Annotated in this window: 10 protein-coding genes; 4 read left to right on the forward strand and 6 right to left on the reverse strand. The window is 70.3% G+C overall.

From position 1 onward, the window contains the following. The first annotated feature begins 418 nt into the window (after positions 1 to 418). Both NRB20_RS30225 and NRB20_RS30230 read left to right on the forward strand, forming a co-directional pair. Entirely contained in the window at positions 419 to 1,711 is a 1,293-nt protein-coding gene (locus tag NRB20_RS30225) for a hypothetical protein (RefSeq protein ID WP_153414811.1), read from the forward strand. Between the two features lie 132 nt (positions 1,712 to 1,843). Continuing rightward, the gene (locus NRB20_RS30230; protein ID WP_153414812.1) at positions 1,844 to 2,332 is read left to right on the forward strand and encodes a hypothetical protein; all 489 of its coding nucleotides are present in this window, start codon (positions 1,844 to 1,846) and stop codon (positions 2,330 to 2,332) included. Between the two features lie 315 nt (positions 2,333 to 2,647). On the opposite strand, the gene NRB20_RS30235 is transcribed toward NRB20_RS30230, so the two are convergent. The 6 genes from NRB20_RS30235 to NRB20_RS30260 all read right to left on the reverse strand — a co-directional run bounded on the left by NRB20_RS30235 (position 2,648) and on the right by NRB20_RS30260 (position 10,713). Beyond that, positions 2,648 to 4,102 carry a cutinase family protein gene (locus NRB20_RS30235; protein ID WP_194290058.1) on the reverse strand — a complete coding sequence of 485 codons (1,455 nt, stop codon included), beginning with the start codon at positions 4,100 to 4,102 and terminating at the stop codon, positions 2,648 to 2,650. A gap of 257 nt (positions 4,103 to 4,359) precedes the next feature. Beyond that, positions 4,360 to 5,361 (reverse strand): C40 family peptidase, encoded by a 1,002-nt coding sequence (locus tag NRB20_RS30240; protein ID WP_153414814.1) that lies wholly within the window; start codon positions 5,359 to 5,361, stop codon positions 4,360 to 4,362. Between the two features lie 6 nt (positions 5,362 to 5,367). Beyond that, the gene (locus NRB20_RS30245; RefSeq protein WP_153414815.1) at positions 5,368 to 6,372 is read right to left on the reverse strand and encodes a replication-relaxation family protein; all 1,005 of its coding nucleotides are present in this window, start codon (positions 6,370 to 6,372) and stop codon (positions 5,368 to 5,370) included. A gap of 86 nt (positions 6,373 to 6,458) precedes the next feature. Further along, the gene (locus NRB20_RS30250; RefSeq protein ID WP_153414816.1) at positions 6,459 to 8,957 is read right to left on the reverse strand and encodes a type IV secretory system conjugative DNA transfer family protein; all 2,499 of its coding nucleotides are present in this window, start codon (positions 8,955 to 8,957) and stop codon (positions 6,459 to 6,461) included. Continuing rightward, on the reverse strand, positions 8,954 to 9,961 hold the full coding sequence (locus NRB20_RS30255) for a TRM11 family SAM-dependent methyltransferase (RefSeq protein ID WP_227834030.1): 1,008 nt from the start codon (positions 9,959 to 9,961) through the stop codon (positions 8,954 to 8,956). The genes NRB20_RS30250 and NRB20_RS30255 overlap by 4 nt, the downstream gene beginning before the upstream one ends. 83 nt (positions 9,962 to 10,044) lie before the next feature. Next, positions 10,045 to 10,713 (reverse strand): hypothetical protein, encoded by a 669-nt coding sequence (locus NRB20_RS30260; protein WP_153414817.1) that lies wholly within the window; start codon positions 10,711 to 10,713, stop codon positions 10,045 to 10,047. A gap of 622 nt (positions 10,714 to 11,335) precedes the next feature. Between NRB20_RS30260 and NRB20_RS30265 the strand changes: the two genes are divergently transcribed. Both NRB20_RS30265 and NRB20_RS30270 read left to right on the forward strand, forming a co-directional pair. Next, complete coding sequence (locus NRB20_RS30265) at positions 11,336 to 12,160, forward strand: hypothetical protein (protein ID WP_153414818.1); 825 nt, start codon at positions 11,336 to 11,338, stop codon at positions 12,158 to 12,160. Then, a complete protein-coding gene (locus NRB20_RS30270; RefSeq protein WP_227834010.1) occupies positions 12,160 to 12,543 on the forward strand; it encodes a pilin in 384 nt (127 codons plus the stop codon). The genes NRB20_RS30265 and NRB20_RS30270 overlap by 1 nt, the downstream gene beginning before the upstream one ends. Positions 12,544 to 12,545 lie beyond the last annotated feature (2 nt).

Consider the following 12,545-nt stretch of genomic DNA (forward strand, 5'->3'; position numbering starts at 1 on the left):
ACATGATCCGGGGGCCGAACCCCCGGCGTGTAGTGGTCACTCGTATGGCGAGTATCCATCCCTGGTTGTCTGTCGATCGTTTCGTGTCGTGCCGGTTCTCTTTGAATTTCATTTATTTATTTATTTTCCTTTTCTCTCCATGTGCCGCCGAGGGGTGTTTGAAGTGTTCCGCGCGTTTCATTTCTGATTTGCTTTGTCGAGTCTTCGTCGAGTCGGATGACTTCGGGGAAAAATGTTTTTGGAATGGGGTTGTGTGCGTGTGGCGCGTCGAGCTACCGTCGGTTCGGTCGGAAATTCGAAGGGGCACAGAATCCGCAATTGCTACAGCGCTTGTTCTGTGCGGATATTCACGATTTCCGTGCGCCGTTCGATATAGCGGCGTATCACCGGCCGAACCCATCTAGCCGAAGGAAAATTCATGTCCACCATGTCAACGCAAACGAGCCGTACCGACAACGAGGACGCCTTGTGGCGGGCACTGAACGCCGCGCCCATGGCGACTACCGCCGAATTGTCGGCCGCCGCTGGAATCACCTCGTCCAGCGCCCGCAAGATCTTGGGCCGGTGGGCCGAAGACAATACGGTCACCCGTCACGCCGATGACGCCAACAGCCCGCACCGCTGGGCCGTGACCGACACCGACACGACACCGGCCCCGGACACAGCCGCAGCGGGCACGGGCGGGGCGTCGGAACCGGCGGCCCCGGCCACCGATGCCGATGCGGCGGCCCCGGGCACCGATGCCGATGCGGCGGCCCCGGGCACCGATACCGCCCCCCAGGACACCGACACGCGGCCCGCCGAACCGGCCGCTGATGCGGTGTCCCCGGCCGATGCGCCCGCCGCATCCGAACCGGCCCCCGCGCCCGCTGATGACAGCGCGCCGGACGATGACACGGATCCGGATGAGATGCCCGATGACGAGGAGGAGTCGCCGTTCGGTGCGCCGTGCCCGATCGCGGTTGGTGATGAGGTCGCCAACCGGTATCACCGGTCGTGGCGTGGGCGGGTGACCGAGATGGCCTGGCAGCACGGTATCGCCCGGTGCGTCATCGAAACCCCCGACGGCGCGCAGAGTTCGATCCCGCCGTGGGTGCTGGTGCCCGCCGGGCTGGACGGGGTTCCCGAAGAGTGGCAGCAACAGATGGACGCGTTGGTCGCCGCGCAGCGCGACCGCGCGGCCGACGAATTGCAGGACCGGTCGATCGCCGCGCGTGAACACCTCGAGGACATGACGCGGCGGCTCAACGGCATTGCGGCGGTACTGGATTCGGGCACCGTCTCGCACGACGACGCCACCCCGATCGCGGATTCGGTGGGTGAACTCGAGGACGCGATGCTCGAGTTGCAGGAATTCCGCACCCTGGTCATCGATTCGGGACTGTTGACGGTCGATGAGATCAAGCGGGCCACCGCCCGCCCCGCCCCCGCGCGTGTCACCAGTACGCGGGCCACCGCGCCCGCCGCGAATCACAGCCCGGCGGACAAGCTTCCCCCGGGCGGGTTGCGCGGCATGGTGGAAGACGCCCTGCGCGACAACCCGGGCCGCACTTTCACCAGCACCGCGCTCAAGCGCGTGATGGATGCGGAACATCAGCGGAACATCTCGAGCGGCGCGATCAGCAACGCCCTGGACAAGCTGACCGAACAGGGGGTAGCGCGCCGGATCAGCGACGCCCCCCGGACCTGGGCACTGATCGAAAACGCCTGACATCGCCCCCCGGGTGGGGGAACCGGCACCCGCTGGTTTCCCCACCCGGCCCATTGCCCGGCCACAGTGACGCGCTCGAGCGGCGCGCCTCACCCATCGCGATTCGTCCCACCCCTATCGAAAGGTTTTTTCATGTACATCGCCAGCATGCCCACCCCGGCCGTCGAGGCTGTGATCGCCGCCGCGTTGCATCGCGTGTTCGCCGCCGCGCCGTATGCGCCGGACAGTCTCGAGCTGTGGCTCGAGATCACCGGGGCGGCGGTCGAACTGTTGCACGATCCCGGCCGGGTACCGCAGTCGATGCCGGTGTTCCTGGTCTACCGCCAACAACGCACCGAAGCCCGCTACAACCTCGAGGTGGGCTCGCTGCACATCACCAGCGGGCCGCTGGCCGGGACCGTCCATTCCGATCTCGACGGCGCGGCCGAGGAAGTGGTCCACGCCTGCGGCAGCAGTGACCTCGCCCGCACGGACCCGCTGCCGATATGGCGGTTCCCGCATGACCCGGACCCGCGCGCGACCGCCACGGCTGACCCGACACCCGCACGCGCGCGGGCCCGGACCGACCACGACGGCCGCGATGTCCCGGGGACAGCGATCGTGACACCGGCCGCCGACTGAGCGCCGCACGATCGGGGGCGCGGTACCGGGCAGCACTCACCTGCCCGGTACCGCGACTCGGACCCTAGAACGCCCCCGGCGGTTCGGCAAGACTCGCCGACCGCGACACGGGCGGCACGACAATTCCACGCAGGAAACCGCACCCCGGCCAATCGGCCGGGGTGCCGTCGTTTCCGGCGACCACGCCCGCCCCTGTCGCGCCTGGTTCGTGCCCTCACACACCCGCTGAATGGGTGGTTACCCGGGGCCACGTGCGCCGGGGCGCGCGGCGGGCACGTGGTCCGGGGGCGGTGATCGGATGGTTGGTGAATGCGCTTATTTCGCGGGGCCGAGGAGGCCCTGGACCCACTGGGTGGTGTGCTGCACGGCGGCGGTGATCTCGGTCTGTGGCAGTCCGGCGGCGGCTGATCGCGTGGCGTGTGCGCCGGGGTGAGTCAGATCGGACAGTGCGGTGCTCGTGCTGGGAGTCGTGCGAGCGCTGAAAGTGTTCGCCAGCCCGGACAGGGCGGACCCGCCATCGCCGAGGAACGCCTCGGCGGCGGTGGCGATGAGGTCGGCACCGACGGGCACGATGCCGGACAGGGCCAGGGCCGCACCGGCCGGATCGCCTGTCGCGAGTTTTTCCACTGCGCCCCAAGCGATTTCCTGTGCCTGGCCGATATCGGCCGCGAGGTGCCCGATGTCGAGGTTGGCCACGATCGCGACGATCTGTGCTGCGATCTCGGTCCAGCCGGAGGTGTCCAGCGGCGCGGCGAGCGCCAACGCGGTGGCGACCAGGTGCAGGTCGATACCCGAGGCGAGTTGCACCAGCGGCGCGAACCGATTGTTGAGATCCCCCGCGACCCGGTGCAGGCCGGGGATATTGCCGGTGGTGATCAGGCCCGGCAGTTGGGCGAGGTCACCGATGATCGCAGGGACATCCTGCGCGAAGTCGCTCAGCCCGGCCAGGACGGTGACGACCTCCTGGATCACCGTGGACGGATCGAGCCCGCCGGGTGCGGCCGAGGTTGTTGTGCTGGGTGTGCGCGGCGTCGAGGTCGGAGTCGGGGTCGGGGTGCTCGTGTCCTGACCGGCGGAGGGGAGGGTGCCGGCGGCGAGAGTGCCGATCGCGGTGAGGGCGGGTGCGGCGTGCGGGGAGGTCGCACACGAGATCTCACCGGCCGGGCAGAGGGTGCGGACTCGCCCGGCCAGGACACCGAAGTTCTGGAGGCGGGGCCCGGCGATGCCCACACCGGGCGCGCTCGGCCCGAGTTGGGGGGTGTCGGGGTTGCGGCGCGGGTCGGCCAGGAGCCCGACAGCGGTGACTCGGTCGGCGGGCACCGGACCCTGATCGTGCCCGATCTCGGTGGCGAGGTCCCCGACGAGGGCCGCACCCCGGGCGTAACCGGCCAACACCACCCGGGTGGACGAGCACAACTCGGCCACGAGGGCCGAGAGGGTGTGCACGCCTGCGGTTTCCGAACCGTCGGACACCGCCGAGGAGGCGGTGTCGGCGGGGGTGCGCACCGCGATGTCCGCGCCGTAGCGGTGGCGCAGGCTGTGAGCGAGCGGGGCGAGTTCCCCGGCGGGCTGGGCCGAGGTGGCGGGTGCGGTGGTTCCGGTGCCGGGCACCAGGACCGCTGTGAATCGGGGACAGGCCGGAGTGGTGGGGGTGGCGCTGGCGATGGTGGTGCCGCACAGGGCGACCACGGTCACCACGGCAGCGCACAGCAGGGCGCGGAAGGGTCGGCGGGCGCGGGCGTGTGTGTGGATAGGGGTGTGGGAAATCATGTCGTCTCTTTCGGTGTCGGGAAGTAGGAGGTGTGGTGCGTGGCGGGGGATCGGTGCCTCGGTGGATGTCGTTGCGGTGCAGGGGTATTCGGTCTCGTGCTGGGTGGGTGGTGCCTGTGTGTGGTCGGAGCCATGCGCACTGTGCTCCGATGGCGGCGGCGCTGATCGTCCGCTGCGGCGACCAGACCCCGGGGTGGTTGAGGGCCTGGCTGAAACACGCGGTCGGGCCTGATGACCGGCGGGGGTGAGGGAGTCGGTCATGTGCGCGCCCGGGAGTCTGTCGTGCTGACGCGTTCGGTTGGCCGAGTACCGGTGTAGAAGTCGTTTCCGGGGTATTTCACCTCGCCGATTTGGACGGGTTTTCCGAAGTCGGGGGCGTGGATCATTTTTCCGGCCCCGAGATACAGGCCGACGTGATGCACATCGCCGCCGGATCGGTAGAAGATCAGGTCTCCGGGTTCGAGTTGCTCGTAGAGGATCCGAGGGCCCACTCCTACTTGTTCTTCGCTGGTGCGTGGGAGTGTGATTCCGGCGCGGGCGTAGGCGGCTTGGACCAGGCCGGAGCAGTCCCAGCCGCCGCTGGTTTCCGGCCCGGTTCCGCCCCACACGTACGGTTGGCCGAGCTGGCTGCATGCGTACGAGATCGCCTGTGCGGCAGCGGGGTTCGGAGCTGTGATGGTGTGGCAGTCGCCGCTGCCGGTGGGTGGGGCGAGGCGGTAGCGCGCGGCACAGGCCAGGACTTGGGCAACGTAGTCCTGGCTGTGGTTGTAGGTGAAGATCGCTGCGTGCAGGTCGCGGGGGGCGCCGGAGTCGCACAGGTAGAAGGCGGCGGTGTGGATGGCGTCGGAGTCGTTGTAGCGGCTGGGTGGATTCGCGCCGCCGGGAGGCAGCCGGTGCCGTGAGGTGACTGCGGCGAAGGTGGGTTCGAGGAATTGCATCAATCCCGCGGCCCCGGCGAAATTCTCGCCCTCGTGTACGCCGGGCAGTGTGGCGCGGCCGTGGTCGGTCTCGACTTTCCCGATCCCCGCGAGCGTGGACCAGTCGAGGCCGGGGCAGTCGCCTGCCGCGTGCTGGTACAGCGCCAGCAACTGGGGCGGGATATCGGCGCGGGCGGCCGGGCTGGGGGTGCTGCCCGCGCCCGCTGCTGTGTTGGGTGTGGCCACGTGTTCGAATGCCGCGACCGTGCCGAGGATCGCCGCGACGACTACGACCAGGACCATCAGTATCGCTGCGCCCGCGCCGAGACCTTTGCCGAGCATCGCTGCTCACCTCGATCCCGTGTCGGGTGGGGTCGGTCCGGGCGCGGGCAAGGTCACCAGCCCCCCGAGTGTGCTCGGGTGGGCGGGTTCTGGGCCAGGGTTCGGGGGAGGGGTGCGTGCGGGCCACACACCGGCCAGCTCATGCAGGTGGACGCGGCCGGTGCCGGTCTCGTCCAGGGGCAGCCAGACCCGGTCGGCCGGGCTCGGATCACCGGTGGTGGGGTCCAGGAGATCCGCGGCGGCGGTGGCGACCGGCACCGTCGCCGGGTCGGGCAGTCGCGCCCAGGTCTCGAGGAGTGCTCGGCGCACGGGGGTTTCGCGGCCGGTGGTGGGGACCCACACCAGGACGGGGGTGGTGACGCCGCTCCCGCGAGCCAGCTCGCTGTATCCGAGCAGCTTGGCCGCGACGCGGGTCGTCGAGCTGCTGGCGAGGTCGTATTCGAGGAAGAAGTCCAGCCGTTCTCCGGCGCGGGTGTAGCGGCAGAAGGCGTCCGGGCGGACCAGATCGCCCCACAGGCGGGCGCAGCGCACCTCGGACCACCACGCCAGCACCGCCGAGGGGTCGGGGTGGTGGCGGGCGGCGGTGGTGAGGGTAGTGAACCATTCGGCGATTCCGACGGTGTGGGTCAGGCGCAGGCTGTGCGCGACCGCGAGGGCGCGCTCGGGGCGGTACCCGAGCGCTGTGACCTCGATTCCGGCCTCGGCGGCCAGGACCGCGGCCCCGGCCGGAGCCAGGACCCAGTGCCCCGGTGCGCTGCCGTGGGTGCGCAGCGGGCGGAACCGGTCGAGCACACCGGCCCGGCGCAACAATGCCAGGCGGCGGCGGGCGATTTTCATCGTGGGGAAGGCGAGCTGTGCGAGCTGGGGGGTGGTCAGGACGCGATGCTCGTGCACCATTGTCAGGATCCAGCGGTCGCGGGCGGTCAAACGAGTCGCCAACCCGAGCGTGCCGGGCCGCGGGTCGGGACGAGGGGCACGCAGATCGGCCTGCCGGTCGGGACGAGTGATCATCAAAGAGGGCCTTTCGTGGGAAGGGAAATAGAAGACGGCGGTCGGGGTGTCGGCGTCGTGGGGGATGCCTCGCGGCAGTGCGGGGCTTATGTGATGCGAGGGTCGCCGGGGCGGGGATCGGTGACGGGTGTGTTGGCGGGTGCCGGGCCGGGGCGGGTGTGGCGGGCTCGCGCGACGGCGGCGATGTGGCGGGCGCGGCCGGGCACGGGCGGGTCCAGCGGTTGGGTCGTCACAGTGAACGGTCTGGCCTGCTGGCCGTGGACCAGGAGCCGAGCCGCCGCGTGGAAGGCGTCCAGGTGGCGCAGGTCGTGCTCGGACAGCCAGGGGCTGGTGTGGCGGGCCAGCTCGCGCGCATCGTCGGGCGAGACCCCGAAAATCACCTTGTTGCGGGCGTTGGCGGAGATCGCGTCCCGCAACTCGCGGGGCAGCTGGCCCAAATTCTGATGCGCGAGCACCATCGACAGGCGCAACCCGCGGGCCTCGGCGAGCATGTCCTCCACCGGTGTGGACAGATGCAGAAAGTTCTGCGCCTCGTCCAACACCAGGGACGCGTCGGCGCGGTCGGCGGCGGGCTGGCGAGCTCGGGCGGTGGTGGCTTGCCAGGTCCGGGCCACCAGCAGCGAGCCGACCAGGCGGGAGGTCTCCTCCCCGATCGAGCCCTTGGGCAGGCGGGCCAGGCAGATCCCGCCGGAATCCAGGACCTCGCCGAACGACACCGTCGAGGGTCCGGCCGCGATCGCCGCACGCACCCACGGCCGCAACAAGAACGCCCTCAACTTGTTGAGCAACGGGCCGATGACCTGGGCGCGACCGGCCTCGGACAACGTCTCGTACGCCGACCAGAAACCCAGCAGGACCGGGTCGGTGGTGGTGCGGGTAACTCGGGCGCGGAAGGGTGCCTCGGTGAGCAGGCGGGGTAGGTCGGCGAGGGTGGCGACCCCGGGCTGAGCGCACAGGGTCAACAGGCTCGCGCGCATCACGTCATCGGTCCGCGGTCCCCAAAACTGGGAGAAGATCCGGTGGAACACGGTGACGAGGTTGTCCACGGCCAGGTCCAGGCTCGCGTGGCTGGTCCGGTCGATGTCCAAGGGGTTGACGCACGGGGGCGGGGCCGAGGAGTCGGCGTCGAACAGCACCACCTTCTCGGCCAGGCGTTTCGGGAGCCGGGACAACACGTCGGTGACCAGATCGCCCTTAGGGTCGATGACGATCAGCCCGCGCCCGGCCTCGGCGTCATCGAGGATCATCCGCGCCAGCAGCGTCGATTTGCCGACCCCGGTCGGTCCCAGGATGTGCAGGTGGTGCCGGGCATCGGAGACCCGGACCCCGACCGGACGCCCGCTCGCCGAGTCCGCGACCCCGAGCGACTTGATGTACGCCCCCTGGGAGGGGATCTCCGGGGACGGGGCCAGCGCGCGTGCTCCGGCGCGTTGCAGGGCGGGCAGGTTCGGGTCGTACGGCAGGTGCGCCAGGGCCGCGAGTTCCGGCACCGACAGCACATCCCCGCGCCCGAGCCGCCGCTCGCACAGCACCCGCCCCAACCGTAATTGCCGTCGGCGCCGGTAATAGTTGTACTCGGCGGCCGACCCGGCCACGGTCGCCAAGGCGTCCGCGCGGCCCCGCGCCACCTCCCGCAGCGTCCGCACGAGGCCGGGCTCGGCATCCGGTGGTACCGGGACCGAAACCGCGTACCTCAGTATGGTTTCCCAGTGCGGACCCCGTGCCTTCACCGCCGCGGCGCGCGCGGCAGCGGTGGACTCCAGCACCGCCTGCCACTCCTGCACCCGGCCCCGGCCTGCGGTGGTGGTGGCCGGGCGGGTGACCGGGCCGGGGGTGAGCAGGTTGAGCAGGTCGCGGGCCAGGCCCAGTACCAGCCCGGTTCTCGGGCTGGCGGTGCGGACCGCGCGCCGGACGCGGCGGCCGGTGACCGGCCGCGCGAGGATCTGCACACAGGCCGCGTGGCCGGGGTCGAGATCCTCGGCGGCGGTGATCACGTCCCGCACGAAGTCACCGGCATAGTCCGTGCGCAGCGGGTACCCCTCACCACGCCCGAGCCGCAGCTGCCCGCCGACCAGCAGCCGCCGAGCCGCCGGGCCGGAAACCGGGACCGCAGGCTCGGCGGCCTCGAGGGTGTGGGTATGTGCGCCGGGCCACGCGGAGGTGATGGCGCGTTCGACCAGCCCGCTCGGGATGCTGCCGGGCACCCACACCCGGATCGCGGCCCCGGCCTCGGGGGTCACGGTGTATTCCCACCCCAGATGCGGCTGCCCGAGCAACAACCGCGCCCACGCCGGGCGGAGCTGCCCGATCAGATGCGCCCACAGCGCGAGCGCGGCCTTCGCATCGACCTCGGGCGGGGTCCTCACCGTGATCTGCCGCCCACGCGCGGCCAGCCGGTGCGCTCGCACCGTCACCAGCACCCGCGCCACCGCGAGCATCCCCGCCACCACCAGCACCAACGCAATCACCGCGGGCCAGGCGAGCAGGTGCTCCACCGCGCGGGTGAGCGTGCGTAGTGGCGCACCCGGGTCGAGCAGGAACCGGCCCAGCCACCCGCGGGCAGGAGAACCCGCTGCGGCGATCATGCGGCGGCTCCGTACGCGCTGGTGCCCGCCTCCGGGAACACGGTGGGCCCGTACTCGGATCCGGGACGAAAACCCTTGAGTCCCACCAGCTTCGAGCCGGGTTCGGGCTTGCGCAGGATGATCACGTCCTCGTGCGCGATCAGATGCATCGGTAGTCCGGCCGCGCGGTTCTTCACGATGAAGTCCCGCTGAAAGAAACTGGACCGCGCCACGATGTCGTCCTCGGCCAGCCGCCCCAGCAGCGCGACGCACCGCTCCACCGGGACGAGCCCGGCCAGGGTGCCGCACGTGAGCAGATGCGCGGGCAAGTTGACCAGTTCCGCGTGCTGACGCCACGGCCGCGCGGTGATCACCACATGCCCACCGGGCGCGAGGAACTCCTCCACACCCGCCAGCACGCGCGTGAACCCCGACAACAGGCGGCCCAGGCCCACATTGGCGAGGTTGCCGCGATCCAGCACCGCCCCGTACCGGTTGTCCCATTTGCGGACCGGCTCCCCGGCCTTGACGCGGACGTGGCCGTGGACCGAGTCGCCGTAGGGCGGGGAGGTGATCACCAGATCCACCCGGCCTCGCAACTCCTCGGGCAGCAGGGTGGGCAGTTTACGGGCGTCGCCGGTGTAGACCTCGGCTTCGTTGGTGTGCCCGGCGGTGCGGGCCAGTGCGATGTTCTCGCGCGCGAGCTGTGCCCATCGGGTCTCGTACTCGACCCCGATCGCGCGCCGTCCCAGATGCAGGGCCTCGACCAGGGTGGTACCGATCCCGCACATCGGATCCAGCACCAGGCCGCCGGGCCGGGTGTACGCCTGCACGGCGTGTTGCACGATAGCGGGCAGCATCTTCGCCGGATGCTGCACGCTCTCGGAGGTGTATTTCCCGCGCCGCTGCACCGCGGGCGCAGCTTGGGCGGTCGTCCACACCGACACCGGAACCGGATCGGCACCGGAGGCCGCAGTGGTGTCGCTATTGATGTTCTCGGGGGTCATATCGTTCTCAGGGGTCATCGTGAGGTGTCCTTCGCGGGGATCGGTGGGAGTGCTGGCCGAGACGGCCGGCGGGAGGCGGTGAGCGGGTCTGGGCGCGGCGCTCATCGGGCCGCGTCCGTGCGCGGCCGGAGGAACACGAACAGGTCCGTGTGCGTCACGACGTGCGCGCCGTGGCTCGGAGTGGACGGGTCGAGCCGGGGGCTGGGGATGGTGGCTTCGCTGACGGGGGTGGCGATGAGGTGTTGCAGGTACAGCAAGTCCGCGGCCTGCGCGGCGAGGGCGACCGACCCGGCCGGATCGCTCAGCACGCCGTCCTCGGTGTGGCCGCAGCGGGCCAGCACCACCAGTAGGCCGCCCTCGCTCAGCCGTGCCATGGCAAGGGCGGCGACCGTGTCGGCCGCGGCCACCGGATCGGCCACGGCGGGCAGCAGGCTCGCCACGACCAGCTCCGCCGACCGCACCGGGCCGGACACCCCGGGCCCGGCCCAGCCGGTCTCGGTCCAGCCGTGACGGCCCAGACGCTCGACCACCCCCAGCGCCGCGCCGGTGTCCGAGGGGGCCGCCGTGAGCGGGGGTTCGGCGGCGGGTGCGGGCCACGCGACCAGCAGGACCCGATCGTCGGGGTCGCTGAACTCGTGCACCGCGCGCTCGAGCAACGCGGTGGGCCATCGATCCGCCGGATCGATCGGGCCGCGACCACACGCCCATACCGAGGCCGGGACTACGGCGCGGGTGGAACGGGGGGAACGGTGAGAAGAATGCTCGGTCATACGGGGTTACTCCTGACTTGGCGGGAAAGGGAAAATCTGTCTACTTATCAATTGCCAAGCGACCCCCCGTTTTGGCCACCGCCCACCCGAAAAAGTTTTAGCAAATATTCGGCAATAAATCCGGGGTGGGTTGGTGCGGTCGCGGAAAAACTCGACGGCAACAAGCCGGTGGCGAGTGATATCAAAAATTAATTTCCTAGCCGGGGTGCGGGGCTGTGGCGCGTTCCCCAGTGATTCCCCGCCGATTCCCCGAGTCGTCCCTATTGCCTGGTAGACAGCCCATGTGGGGAGTATCGCGGGATCGTGCGGACCGGGTCCGGGTGAGGCTGGTGAATAGATTTCGGGGAATGTTCGGGGAATCTTCCGGGGACGTCTCGAGCGTTCTCGGGGAATCTCCGGGGAATCTCGGGGGAATGTTCGGGGAATGCGTCTGATGTCCTTGCCGGGTCGGAATATGTCGTTTCGCCACCCGAGTAAGGAGTGTGTAGTGATCAATCCGGAGCACAGGGATTCAGAATGCTGTGATTCGTGGAGCAGGAATTCACGCGCCGGGGATTCGTGGCCTCGCCGCGGGGCCGGTGACCGGTCGCCGCTGACGGTGGCGCGGTCGGGGTTCGACCGGATGGCCGGGCAACCGCTGCGTCTGCCGCCGGTGCCAGGAGTTCGGGCCGGGTCGTGGGGACAGCTACGCGAGCGGTTACTGGGGCGGACCCTGCCGATCGGCACCGTGGACGCGGTCTGGGGGTGGCTGATCGAGCGAGCACGCGAGCCGGGACCCGGGCGCGCCCAGATCGCTCTGGGGTGCCTGGGGCTGGCGGTGCCCATGCTCGCCGCGGCCACCGATCGATACGTCGCCCCGTACAGCGCGCACCGCGAGGACGCGGAATCCGAGCTGGTGGCAGGGTTCCTAAGGCAGCTACGCGAGATCGATCCGGACCAGCCGCATCTGTGGCTCCGGCTGCGGTCGGCGATGCGGCACCAGGCCCGGTCCTGCGCGCATCGACAGTCCGGCGTGGCATCCCCGGCCGAACTCGACCATGTGGCCCACACCTGCCTGGCCCGGATGCGCATACCCGCCGGGCATCCGGAACTGGTGCTGGCACGGGCGGTCGCGCGTGAGGTGATCACTGCCGAGGCCGCCGAGTTGATCGTCTCGACCCGGTGGGAATCGCGGTCGGTGACCTCGATGGTCGGCCAGCTGCCCGGAGTGCGGTCGCAGTGGCCGGTCCGCAAACTCAGCAAATTCCGCCAGCGGGCCGAAGCCGACCTCGCGGCATGGCTCAACCAGCAGGCGACCGATCCAGCCCCCACCGGCACCCGCGACGCGCGCACCCCGACCGCGTCGCCGGGCCGCCAGGAGGGGTCCTCCACCGCAGTCCGATCCGGGCACAGCTCGTGGCCCCCGATTGCGACCGCCCCGGCGGCCCGGCACCAGGGGGTGCGGTGATGCGCAGGAATCGACTCCGCCCCCCGGCGACCGCCACCCGGGGCCGTGTGTGGCGGCGGGTCCTGGTCGCGGCCGGGGTGGTCGCGGGCGTTGTGGTGTTGCTGATGGTGCTCGCAGGTTCGGCCGAGGCGGTACCGCCGGTGCAGATCGCCACGTCGCCGGAACAGGTGCTCGACAATCTCCGGAACTGGTTGACCGGCATCTTGGGCTTGGTGGCCACGGTGTGCCTGACCTTCGCGGGTATCCGGTATGTGATCGCCAGCGGTGATCCCGGCGAGATCGAGAAGGCCAAGGGCGCGCTGCGCGCGGCCTGTCTCGGCTATGTGCTGGCGATGCTCGCGCCGTTGATCGTGGCTGTGCTCAAGACCTTCGTGGCGGCCTGATC

This window comes from Nocardia macrotermitis, from assembly GCF_009604405.1.
Taxonomy (GTDB): Bacteria; Actinomycetota; Actinomycetes; order Mycobacteriales; family Mycobacteriaceae; genus Nocardia; species Nocardia macrotermitis.